Annotated in this window: 16 protein-coding genes and 3 pseudogenes; 14 read left to right on the top strand and 5 right to left on the bottom strand. The window is 60.0% G+C overall.

Translation table 11 applies throughout. From position 1 onward, the window contains the following. Positions 1-36 precede the first annotated feature (36 nt). Positions 37-498, bottom strand: coding sequence for a carboxypeptidase-like regulatory domain-containing protein (locus tag BBA01S_RS34305; protein WP_027820373.1), 462 nt, complete (start codon positions 496-498; stop codon positions 37-39). A 1,563-nt stretch (positions 499-2,061) separates the two neighbouring features. Further along, positions 2,062-2,612 (bottom strand): annotated as a pseudogene (locus tag BBA01S_RS46280) (transposase); the annotation flags it as partial. Between BBA01S_RS46280 and BBA01S_RS47700 the strand changes: the two are divergent. After that, positions 2,599-2,742 (top strand): hypothetical protein, encoded by a 144-nt coding sequence (locus tag BBA01S_RS47700; RefSeq protein ID WP_167336073.1) that lies wholly within the window; start codon positions 2,599-2,601, stop codon positions 2,740-2,742. The pseudogene BBA01S_RS46280 and the gene BBA01S_RS47700 overlap by 14 nt on opposite strands. A gap of 28 nt (positions 2,743-2,770) precedes the next feature. Here BBA01S_RS47700 and arsA read toward each other — a convergent pair whose 3' ends face one another. Together arsA and BBA01S_RS34280 are read right to left on the bottom strand one after the other, a co-directional pair. Continuing rightward, a complete protein-coding gene (gene arsA, locus BBA01S_RS34285) occupies positions 2,771-4,537 on the bottom strand; it encodes an arsenical pump-driving ATPase (protein ID WP_027820371.1) in 1,767 nt (588 codons plus the stop codon). A gap of 53 nt (positions 4,538-4,590) precedes the next feature. Then, positions 4,591-5,775 (bottom strand): thiolase family protein, encoded by a 1,185-nt coding sequence (locus tag BBA01S_RS34280; protein WP_027820370.1) that lies wholly within the window; start codon positions 5,773-5,775, stop codon positions 4,591-4,593. A gap of 454 nt (positions 5,776-6,229) precedes the next feature. On the opposite strand from BBA01S_RS34280, the gene BBA01S_RS34270 reads away from it, so the two are divergent. The 5 genes and pseudogenes from BBA01S_RS34270 to BBA01S_RS44060 all read left to right on the top strand — a co-directional run bounded on the left by BBA01S_RS34270 (position 6,230) and on the right by BBA01S_RS44060 (position 9,034). Continuing rightward, on the top strand, positions 6,230-6,496 hold the full coding sequence (locus BBA01S_RS34270) for a hypothetical protein (RefSeq protein ID WP_042298369.1): 267 nt from the start codon (positions 6,230-6,232) through the stop codon (positions 6,494-6,496). 189 nt (positions 6,497-6,685) lie between these two features. Continuing rightward, positions 6,686-7,095, top strand: a pseudogene (locus BBA01S_RS48685) (DUF2703 domain-containing protein). 252 nt (positions 7,096-7,347) lie between these two features. Next, a pseudogene (locus BBA01S_RS34255) lies at positions 7,348-7,674 on the top strand (cation-translocating P-type ATPase); the annotation flags it as partial. Positions 7,675-7,708: 34 nt separating this feature from the next. Continuing rightward, positions 7,709-8,029: a hypothetical protein gene (locus BBA01S_RS47215; protein WP_156966180.1), complete on the top strand. Its 321-nt coding sequence runs from the start codon at positions 7,709-7,711 to the stop codon at positions 8,027-8,029. 261 nt (positions 8,030-8,290) lie between these two features. Then, complete coding sequence (locus BBA01S_RS44060) at positions 8,291-9,034, top strand: universal stress protein (protein WP_052392021.1); 744 nt, start codon at positions 8,291-8,293, stop codon at positions 9,032-9,034. Between the two features lie 68 nt (positions 9,035-9,102). Here BBA01S_RS44060 and BBA01S_RS34240 read toward each other — a convergent pair whose 3' ends face one another. Next, positions 9,103-10,029 carry a universal stress protein gene (locus BBA01S_RS34240; RefSeq protein WP_027820366.1) on the bottom strand — a complete coding sequence of 309 codons (927 nt, stop codon included), beginning with the start codon at positions 10,027-10,029 and terminating at the stop codon, positions 9,103-9,105. Positions 10,030-10,253: 224 nt separating this feature from the next. Here BBA01S_RS34240 and tnpA point away from each other — a divergent pair, with 224 nt between their 5' ends. The 8 genes from tnpA (at position 10,254) to BBA01S_RS34195 (ending at position 15,961) form a co-directional block, all read left to right on the top strand. Next, the gene (gene tnpA / locus BBA01S_RS34235) at positions 10,254-10,688 is read left to right on the top strand and encodes an IS66-like element accessory protein TnpA (protein WP_042298367.1); all 435 of its coding nucleotides are present in this window, start codon (positions 10,254-10,256) and stop codon (positions 10,686-10,688) included. Further along, the gene (gene tnpB / locus BBA01S_RS34230) at positions 10,685-11,029 is read left to right on the top strand and encodes an IS66 family insertion sequence element accessory protein TnpB (RefSeq protein ID WP_027820364.1); all 345 of its coding nucleotides are present in this window, start codon (positions 10,685-10,687) and stop codon (positions 11,027-11,029) included. The genes tnpA and tnpB overlap by 4 nt, the downstream gene beginning before the upstream one ends. A gap of 30 nt (positions 11,030-11,059) precedes the next feature. Continuing rightward, the gene (gene tnpC, locus BBA01S_RS34225; protein ID WP_027820363.1) at positions 11,060-12,628 is read left to right on the top strand and encodes an IS66 family transposase; all 1,569 of its coding nucleotides are present in this window, start codon (positions 11,060-11,062) and stop codon (positions 12,626-12,628) included. A 534-nt stretch (positions 12,629-13,162) separates the two neighbouring features. Beyond that, positions 13,163-13,852: a Spy/CpxP family protein refolding chaperone gene (locus BBA01S_RS48275; protein WP_084162716.1), complete on the top strand. Its 690-nt coding sequence runs from the start codon at positions 13,163-13,165 to the stop codon at positions 13,850-13,852. A gap of 100 nt (positions 13,853-13,952) precedes the next feature. Then, positions 13,953-14,591, top strand: a complete 639-nt coding sequence (locus BBA01S_RS34210) for a hypothetical protein (protein WP_027820361.1) — start codon at positions 13,953-13,955, stop codon at positions 14,589-14,591. A 170-nt stretch (positions 14,592-14,761) separates the two neighbouring features. After that, positions 14,762-15,100 carry an ArsR/SmtB family transcription factor gene (locus tag BBA01S_RS34205; protein ID WP_027820360.1) on the top strand — a complete coding sequence of 113 codons (339 nt, stop codon included), beginning with the start codon at positions 14,762-14,764 and terminating at the stop codon, positions 15,098-15,100. Then, positions 15,094-15,528 (top strand): YeeE/YedE family protein, encoded by a 435-nt coding sequence (locus tag BBA01S_RS34200; protein ID WP_027820359.1) that lies wholly within the window; start codon positions 15,094-15,096, stop codon positions 15,526-15,528. Before BBA01S_RS34205 ends, BBA01S_RS34200 begins: the two co-directional genes overlap by 7 nt. 1 nt (position 15,529) lies before the next feature. Then, a complete protein-coding gene (locus BBA01S_RS34195; RefSeq protein ID WP_027820358.1) occupies positions 15,530-15,961 on the top strand; it encodes a YeeE/YedE family protein in 432 nt (143 codons plus the stop codon). Positions 15,962-16,040 lie beyond the last annotated feature (79 nt).

The following is a 16,040-nucleotide window of genomic DNA, read 5'->3' as shown; positions in this document are numbered from 1 at the left end:
AGTGCGTCTTCTTGATGGGGGGGGCAGCGTTTGCGTTCATGTCTCGCTCCCGTCCGCGGGCGGCGTTTGCGCTGGCCACAGGAACAGTGTGCGTATATGCGTCGAAGGCATAATATCGACCACGCGCTGCTGCGTTTGGCCCTCATAGCTGACGGTCACCTTGTAGCGTCCATTCGGCAGCGAGGCCAGCATAAATGGGCCGTGAGAAGTGACATTCAGCAATGTCGTGCCATGCATGTCGGTGATACGCACCGGGACGTCCGCGAGGTACTCATTCCCTTGGCGTGTCTTGCCGGCGAATTCGAGCACCAGCGGGTAGTTGTGCATCTCGTCCTTGAGCGCGGTTGACTGGTCAATGCCGATACCGCCCGACAGATAGACGACGTTGCCTTGATGCTGAATCGGCGGCAGGCTTGACGTCGCGGCAAACGCGACATTCGCGGACTGCGAGACAACGAGCATGATGGCAAGAATACCTGTCTTAGTGAATGAGTTCATAGTGATCTCCACCGCGACCGTGAAAGCATCGATGACGCGGCATTGCTTTTCTGATGCGCGATCGGAACGACATACCGTTCCTGCTCACGGCATCTTCGTGTTTCCAATCTAGGTGGGGTGGATTAAACGAGACTTAAAACAACCTGATGACACGCGTGAAGTGCGTGCTAATCGATAGATGCGATGTGCGATCGCGTTCATTTCCGGAAGTAGGCAAGTCCGAGTCCTACCGACAAAAATGTTTGATACCGGCTCGTCAGAACTTGCCGATCAGGAACGATATTGATTTTATCGATTAGTGTTTGTAGTAAGTGCCCGTAAACATTGGAAGGCCATGGGTACCGTCAGGACGACGGTGTCCTGATGATACAAAACTGCGCCGTGTCTATGTCGGATCATTCCTTATGACCGAGACGTTATATCAGTTCAATTCCTTCAGGCGTGACGCGATACCCAGTCCCGTCAGAACTAGCGGCGTCTATTTCTATGAGACGCTCCTGTTGAAGGCTCAGGAGATCGGGATCGACGGGAACAAATTGCCCTGTCGAACTCAGCACGACAAGCAGCATGGCGATCTCATGGTGACTAAGGAACGCTTTCATGTGACGCCAACATGTCTGTCAACCACGAAATAGGGGGATGAGAGTTGAAGCGCTGCATCACAAAGCATGGAGCGATGTGCAGGTCTGCGCCGCGAGAAGCGCGGACAGTATTCGCCCGCCGGTTTGCCAACGATAGTTGGTGAACAGCACTCTTGAAGGCCAGCACGCATGTTCGCATGAATATATGTCGACAAGAGAAAAATGAACCCGTCACATACCGGGTCCAAAGCACCGGCCCTTGACAGGTATCAATGGTCGGCACCCCCCAGCTCCGTTAATCACTTCTGGACCAGCGCACTCAGCACGTTTCGCGCTCTCCCTGCCTTATGCGAAACGCTGACGATGCCTTCAACTGAACTTGCGGTTGCAACTGGGTGACAGTTCGGAAAAAGGGACTCCGTCGTCGAGGCCTGAAATAGGCTATGAAGCAAGACTTAAAGCAGCCTTAAACGACGAGTAAACCGTGCAGGGGTAGGAGCGGTGCATTGGACGGTAGCCAGCCTGAAGTCCCGAAGCGCGCCCTCGAGATGAACTCAACGGGCGTACGTTGTGGCATTGCGTGGCAATCACGATGACGTACAGCAGCTACTCTGCCGCGCAGATAAATCGCTCGTGTACCGGATCACTGACCCGCGCAGATCGGGACAGGGCGCCGCCACAGCTTGTTCAAACTCCGCGCCAGCCACGGCAGCCTGGTCGCGTCATACGACCTGCCGTTCTTCGCCGGATGGAGATTGGGTTCACAACTTACAGGAAACGCCGTTCATCGCGATGTAAAATCCGAACCGTCAAGGCTCCAGCACTCCTTTTCGATGCTGAGACGACGAATTCAACAAGGCAGCGGCGAAGAACGAAGCGGTCCGCGGGCCGCCTTAATTCAGGCGCCTTAACCATCGCGATCGCCCGAAGTCCGTATGATTCAATACTACCAGGTATCGATTCGTCTAAAGCAATGCAATCAGGCAATCGAACGCTCGACGACCCAACGCGTTTTATCCAGACCGCTACCGTGCGGTGCACGCAGCCTGGCAAGTAAAGGAGTGATGCCACGCTCACGCAAGCGGCGGCGGTGCGCGTCAGAACTCTAGCCACGGTCGCCTTGCACGATTTTTGGCTTGTGCAACGGGCGCCCGCGCTTGCCGCGCACGCAGGGAATCGCGTCTATCAGGGCATCGAGTTGGGTAACATCGTGAACATTCGCACCAGTCAGGATGACCGCGAGCGGGATGTCTTGCCCGTCGACGATGATGTGGTGCTTGCTGCCGAGCTTGCGCCGGCCCGTGGGGTTGGGGCCTGATTTTTTCCCGCTGCCATCGCGCGAATCGAAGAACTGTCGACGATGGCACGCGCCATATCGAGTTGTCAGCGACGACGCAGCTCCGCCAACAGCATCTCGTGGTTATATTGCCGGACCCCCACTTTCTGCCAGGCAACCAGCCGTCGGCAGCAAACGGTGCCCAAAAGACTGCGCGGCGCTCGCGCAGGCAGCAACGGTTCGATGAGTGACCACAATCAGCGGCGGTTCGCCATCTACTGCATGCAGCAGAGTGGGCTTGCCACGATTGCTTCTTTTGAGCCGCGGCCGCTCGGCAGCGCCACGCCGTCGCTCGCTATGCGCTTCGGGCACTGGCTTGGCAACTGAACGGCTGCTTCCAAGGCAGCGTCGGGCGTCAATCGCCGGCAAGAAGCTCTTCAAGCGCAGTGATTCCCACCGGTGGATCGGCTCGCCATGGAATCACGTAGACCCCGTGTTTCGACAGCGTTGACACCCGCTCCAGCTGCTGTCGTTCGCTACCCAAACGCGCCCGCAACACAGGATCCTCGGTGTCCGTGGCCAGCAATGACCGGTTGACCACCCATGCAAATGGTTCGATACCGGCCCTGCGGAGATCTTCCTGTAATGCCGCTGCCTGTGACACCGGCGTTGTTTCTGGCAATGTGACCAGGATGATCCTGGTGTAACTGGCATCCTGCAATCGCATCAATGGGGTCACGATGCGACCGGCCGCCTTGTCCTCAAACGAGCGCATCATCTGACGATGGTAGGCGCCCGCGGCGTCCATCAGCAACAAGGAGTGGCCGGTCGGAGCGGTATCGAGTACCACGAATGAACTGCCAGCCTGAGATACGACATGCGAGAAGGCATGGAACACGGCGACCTCTTCAGTACAGGGAGACCGTAGGTCCTCGATGAGTAGCGCCTTCTCGTCCTCTGTCATTTGGGGCGCGCGCGCAGCCACGATCTTGTCCACATACTTCCGGGTTTCCACTTTCGGATCGATGCGCCCCAGCGTGAGCCCCGGCACATCTCCCCGGAAGGTCATCGCCAGATGCGCTGCTGGATCAGTAGTGCTCAGATGCACCGACTTTCCGCTGCGAACGAGCCCCAGCGCAATAGCCGACGCGATAGTTGTCTTGCCGACGCCGCCTTTGCCCATGACCATGATCAGCCCACGCTTGGCGTGGGCCAGTTCCTTGACCAATTCCGACATGGTGTGATGCGCAAAGTGCGTGGGCACCCCTCGAGGCGTATCGCTTACGTAGGTCGATTCCGGGTCCAGGAGGGCGCGGAGCGCAGGCAAGCCCACCGAGTCCACCGCGCGCAGAGGCACATAATCCGCAGGAAGCTGCCGCAGCGGTTCGGGCATGGCTGCGAGAGCCTTCTTTCCCAAGGCATCGAATGCGTCGCCAATGCGGTCATTGGAGTGGCTCGCCTGAAAGACGGCGTTCACGACCAGACGCTGATTTACCAGCCCCAGCTCTCGCAGCTCGAGCGACGTACGCGCGGCTTCTTCCAATGCGCCGGTTTCAGGGCGAGCGACCAGCACGACGGTTGTCATACTCGCGTCGTTAAGCGCTGCCAGCGCCTGATTGAAGAGTTTCTCCTGCATTTTCAAGCCGGAATGCGGTCCCAGACAGGATGCACCCCGGTCATTGCCTTCGAGGAACCCGCTCCACGCTTTGGGCAGGCTCAACAACCGCAGCGTGTGACCAGTGGGGGCTGTGTCGAATACCACATGATCAAAGTGGGAACCACCATGAGAAAGTAAGCTGGAAAACTCGTCAAAAGTGGCGATCTCGGTGGTGCAGGCACCGGACAGCTGTTCTCGCACCGTCGCAATTTCCTCGGCACTTGCCTCGGGGCTCATCTGTTCGACGACGCGCGCGCGATAGTTCTCAGCTGCGACGTCCGGGTCGATATTCAGGACGAACATGCCGACCACACCCGGAACGGAGACCGGGCTATTGGTCAATTCAATACCGAGCATTTCATCCAGGTTGGACGCTGCATCGGTGCTGACCAATAAGACCCTTTTGCCGGCGTCGGCCAGCGCGATGGACGCGGCGGTGGAAACCGAAGTCTTTCCAACGCCACCCTTTCCGGTGAAGAACAAGTACCTGGTCGGTGCATCCAGCAATGCGAGCCGTGATGGCATGTGCTTCCCCATTCCGATTGACCTCGAATCATCTTGCATAACCACTACGCGTATCACAAGGTCTCGAGCGCCAGCGCTATGCCCTGTCCCCCGCCGATGCACAGCGTCACGATGCCGCGTCGGCCTCCGCCACGCTGCATCTGGTGCAGCAACCGGGTGGTCAGTACCGCACCGCTCGCGCCGATCGGATGACCGTGCGCAATCGCCCCGCCTTCCACATTCACAACGTCCTCCGCGAATCCCAACTCTCTTAGACACGCCAGTGCGATCGACGCGAACGCCTCGTTGATCTCCACGCGGTCTACCTCTGCCACGGACCAACCCGCGCGCGTGAGGGCCTGGCGCACGGCGGGAATCGGTCCGAGGCCGAACAAGCCCGGTTCCACGGCCCCTACGCCATAACTGACCAGCCGCGCCATCGGCGTCAGGCCATTGCGCTCGGCCCAGCCACGTTCGGCGACAAGCGTCGCAGCGGCCCCGCTGTTCAGGCCGGGCGCATTGCCGGCGGTGATGGTGCCGTCCTTGCGAAACGCCGGTTTAAGCCTGGCAAGCGATTCAGCGCTGGTGTCCGGCCGATTGTGTTCGTCGCGGCCAAAGATCGTCGGACCCTTGCGACCGGGCACCTCCAGCGGCGCGATCTCGGCATCGAACAGCCCGGCGGCCTGGGCTTGCGCGAAGCGTTGCTGCGAGCGCAGCGCCCAGCGATCCTGGTCTTCCCGGGAGACGCCGCACTGACTCACAAGATCTTCGGTATGCCAGCCCGAATGCTGACCGCTGAAGGCGTCGTTGAGCCCGTCCAGCAGCATGCTGTCAAACAGCGTCACATCGCCCATCCGGGCGCCCCAGCGCCCCTGCGGCAGCAGGTAGGGGCTACGGTCCATGTTTTCCATGCCGCCTGCGATCGCGCAATCGATCATGCCGGCCCAGATTTCGGTTGCCGCGCTGGCGATCGCCTGCGCGCCCGACCCGCAGACGCGGTTAACCGTGAGCGCGGGAACAGCGACCGGCAAGCCGCCGCTGATACCGGCCTGTCGCGCCGGATTCATCTTCACGCCTGCCTGAATGACGTTTCCCATGACGAGCGACTGCACCTTGTCGGCCGGCAATCCGGCGCGCCTGAGGCTTTCGCGGATAACGGCAGCGCCCAGTGTCGGCGCCGGCATGTCCTTGAGCGTGCCTCCATAGGTGCCTATCGCGGTGCGGACCGGGTTGCACAAGACGACTTCGACATTGCTCATGACTTTGCTCCTGACAGGAATGACGCGTGAATCACGTGGCACGGCGGATCGTGCCGGAGAATGCGGTTCGGGGGTGCGAGGGTATTAAACACCGCCCCGTATTTCTTCACGTTCAATGTAGCGATTTTGTTGCCAATGGTTCTCGTCAGCGTCGACAACCATCTTGTCGTCGACTGATTCGAGACATAGGGGGCTATCGTGACGGACTTCATGAGATGCGCCTCGACACTGCGTACGTGCCCATTGTCTGCCGGCGCCTCATTGCATCGAAACGGTGCGTGGCTGGGCCTCGTCGCGATGACGCGTCTGGCTCTTGCACCAGACGGCCTTTCATGATGCCCGGGCGAGTTCGATTCATCTTGACCTGTGTCAATGCGCGTTCCCTCGCCGGCGGGCAGGCTGACGTGATGATGGGAACGAGCCGCAGCATGGGCGACAGGGTAGGGAGGCTGACTTGAAAGATATCGATCGGGAAATCGACGGACTTTGGAAACGGATCAATCTCATGCAGGCTCAGGCGGACGCGATGATGACCGTACTCCAGGCAACCATGCCGACTGTAGAAAATTCGCCGACGTTCGCGGCATCAGTCCGTGAGATTTTCGATGCGCGGATGGCCAATCGGCTCTGTCGTGGCGTCGATGAAGCATTCGTCAACGAATATGTTTCCAGCCTCAAGGCGATCGTGCCCAGGCACCTTTCCGGCACGCTGACGCTGTGACCTCATCAGTAGAGCCTCTTTGCCTCAGGCCGGACGTGAGCATGGCGCCTTTCTCGCCGGGTTGCGGTTGTCCTGGCGCCACGGGCCGCGCTGATTCCGCGGCTTGCCGAGGCGCCTGCCGGGGACGCCGGCCTGAACCCAGGTGATCACGTCGCGGACAGACATGTAGTGTTTCGAAAGCGTAACGCCATGAAAGTGCTTCCGGTTCTGTGGCAACGACTCGTCTCCAGCGGCAAGACCAGCCCGCGTTGCGCGGGCACTGGCGACGAAGTGAACCGGGCAATCCGGCAACTCCGCGAGATCCTGATGCCGCTCGGCATCGAGCCGGTCCTGGAAACGCGTGAAATCGACGAGGCGACCTTCCAGACGACCCCAGCGGATCCAATCGCATCTGGATTGCCGGCAAGCCGATGGAAGCATGGCTGAACGGCACGGTCTGCAGTAGCCGTTGCTGCTCCGTCTGCGGTGACTCCGAATGCCGTACCGTCGAGGTCGAGGGCGCGAGCTACGAGGTGATTCCGGAGGCGCTGCTGGTGAAGGCCGAACTGATTGCGGCGTTAACCGTGAATGCCCAGGGCGGCCTGTCGCAGTCGAGCTAGAAGAACGGATGGAAACCCATGCCTGCGCACGTCGATGTCGTGGTGATTGGAGGCGGTCAGGCCGGACAGGCCAAAGGACAGTCAGATCGTAAGGAATGCAAATATACCCGTTCCGCCCATCAACGCATTGATGACTTCCTTGAAATGCTTTTCGTAGGTATTGAAGTTGTACACGCAGTACAGGCGCGCCGTGCCCAAAGCGCGATGGCGACGTGGATCTCCCGTTCGTCGATGATGATTTCGAGCGTGCCGAATGGCAGGCTCCTGGCGGGAGTGCTTGCTGGCATAACGCTCACCATGGGAATTCTTCCTGAAGAAATTCCGGTGATACTGACCGTGTTTATGGCGCTGGGCGCTCGTCGCATCGCTAACGAAGGCGTGCTGACGCGCCGCATGAGCGCGATCGAGACCCTTGGCCAGACTTCCGTACTGTGCGTCGACAAGACGGGCACATTGACCCAGAACCGTATGTCGGTGCGCGCCCTTTGCGCGCGAGGAAAACTGCAGATCATCGATCAGGCCACCCAGCACATTGACGAGACATATCACGAGCTCGTCGAATATCTCGTACTCGCAAGCAGGGATTCATGTCCCGCGTAAATCGCTTATGCCCATGCGAATTGACTACGACGTAGGTTCGCGCGTTTTTGAGCGACGTTACACGGGGCGATTCTCCCACGTCCGGCAGGCGAGTTTTCGCCGTCGCGAGCAACACACGAAGCCGCACAAAGCAAAGGCCAAGCTTAAAGCCAGCTGGAATTGCATTGTTGTTCCGATTCCTGTGCCGGGCGTTTTCAACCCGCACGCCGAGGCCAGGGAAGAGCCAATTTTCCGCCGGGATTTTTTGAGAAGTTGCATGTTTCCTGCCTTGACACAGCTTGATGGCACCGCCGCAGAGCGGGTTGATTTGAGTCAACTGCTGCAGACAGATTGACGGCAGCATACAAATCGACATCCCGTATCGATCGTGAGGCCCGACATGACTCCGCAATCCACCATGGACGCACCGTCCCCCTTCACGAGGATCATGGTCGCTGTGGACTCCACGCCGGCCTCTGCCGCAGCGCTGCGGTACATGCGGCAGTTCGTGCATGAGGGTGCTACCGTGCGCGTGGTATCCGTAGCGGAGAATCCACGCACGCTTGTGCCCCTCGGCGGGTGAGCTGGAGCGCAGCTGCAGGCGGCGCGCGATGAATTGAGACTTGATGCAGAGGCGGCCATCAAAGCCGCTCAAGCCAAACTGGACGGATGCGGCGCGCAAGTTGAGGGGCAGCTCGTCGACCTTTGTAAGGTCGGTGGCGACCTTGTCCACGCGCTCGCCGAAGCGGTATCGCAATGGTCACCCGATCTCGTTGTGATTGGAGCGCGTCATCAACGGGCCCTGCTGCGCTGGGTGGAAGGCGAGGTATCTGCGCCGCTCAGCCGGCTGCTTCACGCACCGATCCTGATCATCCCGGTCGAATATGAAGGTGTCCAGGATGGGCTGCCTTCGAGGATCCTGTTCGCGACCGACGGGAGCGACGCATCGCTGAACGCCTTGCGTGCAGGTTCCAGACTCGTGGCGCCACGCTCGGATTGGCGCGTCATTTACGTCGTTGATCGACTGCTTGCACCGGGGACCGGGCCGTTCGAAGAGCAGCTTGAAGACTCGCTGATGAAGAGCGGCCAGGTTGCCCTCAAGGTGGCGGGCGACGAACTTGCCGCGTGCAATCAGCAAAATGAACGGATAGTGGAGACGGCGCTTATCAAGACCAGGAGCACGTACGACGACGTGGCGCATGCAATTGACCGGGACGCGCGGCACTGGAAGGCGCAACTCGTTCTCCTTGGGACCCACGGGCGACGCGGCCTGACACGGTGGCTGCTTGGAAGTGTCGCTGAAAGGACGCTGAGATTGACATCGGTTCCGCTCTTGCTGGTACCGCCGATCGACAGTTAACGGCTCGGGAACACGCATGCCAATGCATCGCCATAGCTGGGTGGTTATCCCGCTTTGCTCGCGAAATATCAGGATTCCATATTGACGAGAAGCAGCGGTGTTCGAGTGATGTGTAAAACCCGGTGGGCAACACTGCCGAATGCGAACCGTTTAAGGCCGTGCATACTGTGCGTGCCCATGACCAGCAGATCCGCACCCCATTTAACCGCTTCGCTAACAATGGCATTCGCAACGTCGTCGCTCGTTTCCGACGGACCAATCGTGCCTGTTGTCGTACGTCTGGAGAAACCTTCCAGAATCTGTCTCGCGGCCTCCAATACCATCGCGCTCTCTTCGCCAATTGACTCCCGCCGTTCGCCAGGCCATGCAACGCTTCGACCAACTGCGTGCACGGCTCGCAAACAGGAAGCGGTTGTTGCGAAGCGCATGCCGTATCGAAGGCACTTCTGCGCGTCAGCAACGGATCCCACGGCGAAAAGAATCCGGTCCGGACGACGCGGCGCCTCAGCGCTGCATTGCGGCACAATGAGCATCGGACGCGCGCAAAATCTGACCAACGCCTCCGACACATTTCCCTCCAGCCAGCGGACGAGCAAGTGATGCTGGTGCGCCCCAACGACGATGAGGTCCGCATGCCACGATGCGGCGGCGTCGAGAATCGCGTAGACGACATCGGTACCCTGTACGGAAAGGTCAATAATCGCGGTTTCAGGTCGAATGCCTGCCCGCATGCAAATCTCACTGGCCGAGGAAAGCGCCTGCGTGGCGTCCCGCGCCAAGTCATCATGTATCGAATCCAGTACGGTCGTCGTGGCGTCTCCCGGGGGCAAGATCGATTGCGCGAGCAGCACGACACTTACGATGCGGATAGCACTGTCGGTCGGCGCCAGTTCGCACGCGAACCTCACCGCGCATAGCGACGCTTCAGAATGGTCTACAGCGATGAGCATCTTGAGCGGACTGTTCGCGCTGCGGCCCGATTTCGAGTTGTCCATGACGATACCTTCCCGTTCAGCGCTTCATCTCAGTAGCAATGTCACTTTCCGATCATCCGTGCCGAGCGCAAACTTTGATGACTCCACACTCGTCGGGATCTTCCAGATGAAAGATCACCTCGGTGCTGCCACTCGCTGGGACCTGAACCGTACGCATCTCGCTCTGCGAGGTAAGCGGCTCGTTCCGGCCGTTATAGACTGCGGCTGAGGGCGACATCAAAGTGATGTCCATCATTTCCGATCTGATGGGCATCACTTTGACACAGTCTGCAGAGAAGAAGCCGGGTACACGAACGGGGCGCCCGAATTACCCCCGCGAGCTTCGTGAGCGACTGGCAGCGGCCGCTTGTGAGCCGGGCGTATCAGTCGCAAAGCTGGCGCGGGAGAATGGCATTAACGCGAACATGCTGTTCACCTGGCGGCGGCGATATCTGGCCGATCAGCAAGCTCGATCTGCCGGGCTTATTCCGGTCGTACTGCTAAGCGACATGCCGACGGAGGTTATCGCATCAGCCCCCGCAGAAGTGCAAGTGCAGAGCGCGAAGCCTGAACCACCTGTCGGCACGATCGAGATCCGGATAGGTCGTGCGGTGGTTAAAGTAGACGGTCAGGTCGATGCCGATATGCTGCGGATCGTGCTGGGCAGTCTGCGCTTATGATCTCCCTACCGGCAGGCACGCGCATCTGGCTCGCTGCGGGCGTCACTGATATGCGATGCGGGTTCCAGGGGTTGGCAGCGAAGGTGCAAACCGCGCTTGAGGAGAATCCGCTGGGCGGCAACGTCTACATCTTCCGGGGGCGTCGGGGCGATCTGGTGAAGATTCTCTGGGCTACGGAGGACGGAATCTGGCTGCTCGCGAAGCGGCTTGAACGAGGCCGTTTTATATGGCCCAAGGCTGACGGTGGCAAGGTCCATCTGAGCTCCGCACAACTGTCGATGCTGCTTGAGGGCATCGACTGGCGGCAGCCCCGCCGTACTGCTGCATTATCGATGTTGTAAACCGCGCGGCAGACTCGTAAACTACGGCGCATGTCGAACGGCGCCGATCTCCCTGACGATATCGAACTGCTGAAGGCCTTGCTGGTCGAGGCCCGTAGTCTGCTTGCCGAACGCGATGTCGAGATTGAGCAGCTCAAGGCGCAGATCGACAAGCTCAGGCGCATGCAGTTCGGTCGCAAGTCCGAGCAGCTGCAGCGGCAAATCGAGACGCTCGAGACTCAACTTGAGGATCTGGCCGCCGGGCGCGGCGTTGTGGATGTGCAGCGTGCGCAGGCCCTCGGTGCAAATGCGTCCACCTCAAACACAACGACGGACGAAGCGGCTTCCAGGCAAGCGCTTCCCGCGCATCTGCCGCGCCAGGATCATGTGCTCGAGCCTGAATCAAGCTGCCCGGATTGCGGTCAACCATTGCGGGCGCTCGGCGAGGACTCCTCCGAACAACTCGCCCGGGTTGCAGCGGCGTTCAAGGTCATTCGCACGATCCGGCGCAAACTGGTTTGCCCGTGCTGCAGCACGATCACGCAGCCGCCGATGCCTGGGCTGCCGATCGAGCGGAGCATCGCCCATCCGAGCTTGCTGGCAGATATCCTCGTCTCGAAGTATGCAGACCACCAGCCGTTGTACCGGCAATCGGCGATCGCGGCGCGCGACGGCGTGACGCTTGACCGGGCCAGTATGGGGCGCTGGGTTGGCCAGTGTGAGGCGCTGTGCGCCCCGCTAACAGAGGCGCTGCGCCGCTATACCGTGGCCGCTACCAAGCTGCACGCGGATGACACGCCGATCCCGGTGCTCTCACCGGGCAACAGGAAGACCCGCACCGGCCGGCTGTGGGTCTACGTGCGAGACGATCATCGCTCGGGCTCGACGCAACCGGCTTCGGTCTGGTTCGCGTACTCGCCGAACCGGCAAGGCATCCACCCTCAAACCCATCTCGGCAGCTTCAAAGGAATTCTGCAAGCGGACGCCTACGCGGGCTTCGATGAATTGTTCCGCGACGGCTCGATACGCGAGGCGGCATGCCATGCCCACGCGAGGAGAAAGTTCTACGACATCCACGTGCGCACGCCATCTGACACGACACAAAAGGCACTCGAATATATTGGCGGGCTCTACGACATCGAGGCCTCCATTCGCGGTAGGCCCGCAGCCGTTCGGCTGCGAATACGGCAGGAGAAAGCCAGACCTCTGCTTCAAATCTACGAAGCGTGGCTCAGGGCAAAGCTCGAAACGCTGTCGTCGAAGTCCGATACGGCCAAGGCGATCAACTACACGCTGAACCAGTGGAGCGCACTGACGTTGTACTGCGAAGACGGGACGCTAGAGATTGACAACAACATCGCGGAGAACGCGCTGCGTTGTGTAAGCCTGGGCCGGAAAAATTTTTTATTCACCGGCTCAGACAGCGGCGGCGAACGGGCAGCCGCGATGTACGCATTGATTGGCACTTGCAGACTGAATGACATCGATCCGCGTGCCTACCTCGACTACGTGCTAACCCATATCGCCGATCACAAAATCAATCGCATCGACGAGCTCCTGCCGTGGTGTGTGGCCGACAAGCTGCACACGCCAGGCAGTCCGCCAGAACCCTCTATCTGACTGGCAGCTCCAGTTCACCATCATGCTTTACGCGCACGTGAATGGACGAACGGCCCAGCTGAGCCGCTTACTCTGCGAGCGCAAATGAACCTCGATCCTGTATGACCCGGGGGGCACGCGTACGAAGAGAAACGGACCGTCTGTCGACACGCGCATGAGGCGCTGACCCGTCACGGGCCAGATACTGACGTCGACCTCGGCAAGGTAAGAACCGGTTTTCGAGGCGAACGTCATTCGCAGGTTGTACCTGCTCGCTGCAGACCTGAACGCCTCGACCTCCGTTTTTCCAACCCCACCCGTGATGTACGAAATGCCATTACGTACGACGGGCGAGAGCGGCGTCTGCGCATGACCGACGTGGACCATACAGGCTAACAAGGCGAGAAGTGCGCCTTTGTGAAATCTGGACATCGGGACACCTGCTTGATGGCGTTACGGATACGACGCGCCGTGACAAGGCCCGCCATGACACCACTGTAGGCAAGGTGGGTCGCGAAAGCTTGATGTGTGTCAACCGGTACCTCATCGACGTGCATGCATGCAGATTTGCCATTGATGGCGCCCGGCACGAGTCGTTTCGCACTTCTTGAATTGACACAAGTCAATCACGTCTTCTCGCCGTCCTATACGCTGAATTTTCAGTCATCCGGAATGCGGATCGGTCTGGTGTGGAGGTACATGATGAATTCCAGGATTTTCTCTCTGCGTGCGTTGCGACATTGCGTCGTCGCAGTGCTGTTTGCTTCGCCAATTGCAGTTTCTCTCGCACAGCAAGGCGGTAATCTGCCTGCCAGAGGCAACGGACCATACGGTGGCGGCCACGGTATGATGGGAGGTTGCGACGGCGATTGCATGGGCGCAGGAATGATGGGCTCAGGCATGGGGGCCCCAGGTATGATGGGCGGTTATGGCTACGGTTGTGGCGTCGACCATGTCGGCTGGGATCCTGGCCTGAAACTGTCGCACGACCAGCAATCGCGCATGAATGCGATCGTCGATCAATCGCACAAGGCCCGCTGGCTGCTGATGGGCAAGATGCTCGATGAACAGTCGACGCTCCGCGATCTTTATGCGGCGCCCAAGCGCGACCAGGCAGCCATCGACGCCAGTTACGCCACCATGCGCGACCTGCGCAAGCAGATGTATGGGATCTCTGCCGACGAACACAAGCGTATCGATGCACTGTTGACCCGCGAGCAGCGCGAACGGTTGCGCGACTACTGACGCGAATTGGAGCCCGCAGAGTGTGGCCTTGCCCGAAACCGGGGCGACGGTTTCGTTAAGTTCGCCACCAGGCAAATGCGCACGCTCATGGAGTACCGAAGTGAAAACACTGGCGTTCCTGTTCGTCATCGTGTTGCTGATCAATCTCATGCCTGCGTTTGCACCGCCGACCTGGATGGCGATGTCGTGGGTTGGTTTCAACATCCAGGAGAGCAACGTGCTGCTCATCGCTGCCGTTGCGGCCAGCGCTGCCACGGCAGGCCGACTCATACTTGCCGCATTTTCCCGGTCGGTGGTGAGAGGGCGCTGGTTGCGCGACGCCGATCGAGAGAACATTGATGTGGTCAGCGCGTGGCTCGGCAAGCACAGGAAGAAGACAGCCGGCGCCTTTCTCGTGTATGCGCTCAGTCCGTTTCTGTCCAGCTATCTGTTCATTGCCTACGGGCTGTCGGGGCTGCCGCTCGGCTTCGTCGGTGCAGCGTTCTTTGCGGGGCGCATGGTCAGCTACACGATCTGGGCTCGCCTGGGACAGCTCGCGTCATCTTTCGTCGATCCCGAAGCCGTCCTGGAAGGGCAGTATCTCGGCGTCGGCTTCGTGCTTTCGCAATTGGCGTTGCTCGGGCTCGTGTACGTGCTCATGAAGCTCGACTGGAAACTGCTTCTTGAACAGCGAAAACTGAAATGGCGGCGGCCCCTTGGACAATCCGACCGCAATGATGCTGGCCCAGTCGGTTCCTGACCTGATGACATTGAGCGGATAGCAAGAAGGCAGGCGCCGCGGACAGGTCGTCCCGCACCCGGCAAGGACGCAGGCATCCAAGCTCCGCTTCTGCCGTTCGAGGAGTCATTCTATTTACATATAGTATATTTAAAAATATATTATGCACGTGTGAATTGAGTGATTTCCCAATGGACCCGAGCTACCCCATCATCGACCTGACCACCATGCAGGGTGCCGCGGCAAACGCGTGTGCGCTGCTCAAGGTGCTCGCCAATCCGGACCGCCTGCTGCTGATGTGCCGCCTCTCCCAGGGGGAACTGTCCGTGGGCGAACTCGAGGAGGAACTCGGCATCCGGCAGCCGACCCTGTCCCAGCAGTTGGGCCTGCTCCGCGAAAACGGCCTCGTGGCAACCCGCCGCGAGGGCAAGAACATTTTTTATTCGGTGGCGAGTCCGCAAGCGCTCGCCGTTATGGCCGTGCTTTATCAGCAGTTCTGCGCGAATCCTCCGGGGGACGAATCATGTTGATTGACTTCACACACTTCACACCCGGTCTCTCCTTGACCGGTGGACTCATCATCGGTCTGGCGGCGGCTGTGCTCGTGCTGTTCAATGGCCGCATCGCTGGCATCAGCGGCATTTTCGGTGGCCTGTTGAGCCTGCCACGCAACGACAGCGGTTGGCGCCTGGCCTTTGTCGCAGGCCTCATCATCGCCCCAGTCGTCGCAGGCCTCCTCGGCAAGCCGGCAATTGCGGATATCGAGGCGAACTGGGGCGTCATCCTGGTCGCAGGCTTCCTGGTGGGGCTCGGCACCCGCTATGCCAGCGGCTGCACCAGTGGCCACGGCGTGTGTGGCCTTTCGCGCGGGTCGCTGCGTTCGCTCGTCGCCACGCTGACCTTCATGGCGGCTGGGTTTTTGACCGTTTTCGTTCAACGGCACCTGATGGGAGGTTGACATGGCAATTCTCACCGCACTGCTTTCCGGACTGATTTTCGGCGTTGGACTGATGGTCTCCGGCATGAGCAACCCGGCCAAGGTGCTGGGCTTTCTCGATATCGCCGGTAGTTGGGACCCGTCCCTCGCATTTGTGATGGTGGGCGCCATCGTCGTGGCGTCGCTCGCGTTCTTCGTCGTGAGACGCCGCTCGCGCTCGTTACTAGGCTTGCCTGTGCAGCTTCCGGCAAGCACGACAATTACGCCAAGACTCGTCCTCGGCAGCGCGGCATTCGGAGTCGGCTGGGGCCTGGCGGGCTTTTGCCCGGGGCCCGCGCTGGTCGCATTGGGTGCGGGCTATCCGAAAGCCATCGGATTCGTGGCAGCCATGGTGGCGGGTATGCTCGTCTTCGAACTCGTCGAGCGGACGAAATCGAGCATGCAACGGGCGTAAGCAAGGTGCACAACAACGGCTCGCGGCTGTTCACGGCGGGACCGTGTGCACGCGGGGACGGTCTGGTTGCCGTGAACCA

The organism is Paraburkholderia bannensis NBRC 103871 (assembly GCF_000685015.1).
GTDB classification, from domain to species: domain Bacteria; phylum Pseudomonadota; class Gammaproteobacteria; order Burkholderiales; family Burkholderiaceae; genus Paraburkholderia; species Paraburkholderia bannensis.
The sequence above is the reverse complement of the archived record's forward strand: the minus strand, read 5'-3'. Positions and strand labels throughout refer to the sequence as shown.

Excerpts from the sequence above, each read along its gene's own strand:
- BBA01S_RS47700 (WP_167336073.1), top strand. The coding sequence starts at position 2,599 with ATGAGTGACCACAATCAGCGGCGGTTCGCCATCTACTGCATGCAGCAG.
- BBA01S_RS34205 (WP_027820360.1), top strand. The coding sequence starts at position 14,762 with ATGGACCCGAGCTACCCCATCATCGACCTGACCACCATGCAGGGTGCC.
- BBA01S_RS47215 (WP_156966180.1), top strand. The coding sequence starts at position 7,709 with ATGCGAATTGACTACGACGTAGGTTCGCGCGTTTTTGAGCGACGTTAC.
- tnpB (WP_027820364.1), top strand. The coding sequence starts at position 10,685 with ATGATCTCCCTACCGGCAGGCACGCGCATCTGGCTCGCTGCGGGCGTC.
- arsA (WP_027820371.1), bottom strand. The coding sequence starts at position 4,537 with ATGCCATCACGGCTCGCATTGCTGGATGCACCGACCAGGTACTTGTTC.
- BBA01S_RS34240 (WP_027820366.1), bottom strand. The coding sequence starts at position 10,029 with ATGGACAACTCGAAATCGGGCCGCAGCGCGAACAGTCCGCTCAAGATG.
- BBA01S_RS34305 (WP_027820373.1), bottom strand. The coding sequence starts at position 498 with ATGAACTCATTCACTAAGACAGGTATTCTTGCCATCATGCTCGTTGTC.
- BBA01S_RS34195 (WP_027820358.1), top strand. The coding sequence starts at position 15,530 with ATGGCAATTCTCACCGCACTGCTTTCCGGACTGATTTTCGGCGTTGGA.
- tnpC (WP_027820363.1), top strand. The coding sequence starts at position 11,060 with ATGTCGAACGGCGCCGATCTCCCTGACGATATCGAACTGCTGAAGGCC.
- BBA01S_RS34280 (WP_027820370.1), bottom strand. The coding sequence starts at position 5,775 with ATGAGCAATGTCGAAGTCGTCTTGTGCAACCCGGTCCGCACCGCGATA.
- BBA01S_RS34200 (WP_027820359.1), top strand. The coding sequence starts at position 15,094 with ATGTTGATTGACTTCACACACTTCACACCCGGTCTCTCCTTGACCGGT.
- tnpA (WP_042298367.1), top strand. The coding sequence starts at position 10,254 with ATGTCCATCATTTCCGATCTGATGGGCATCACTTTGACACAGTCTGCA.
- BBA01S_RS48275 (WP_084162716.1), top strand. The coding sequence starts at position 13,163 with ATGCATGCAGATTTGCCATTGATGGCGCCCGGCACGAGTCGTTTCGCA.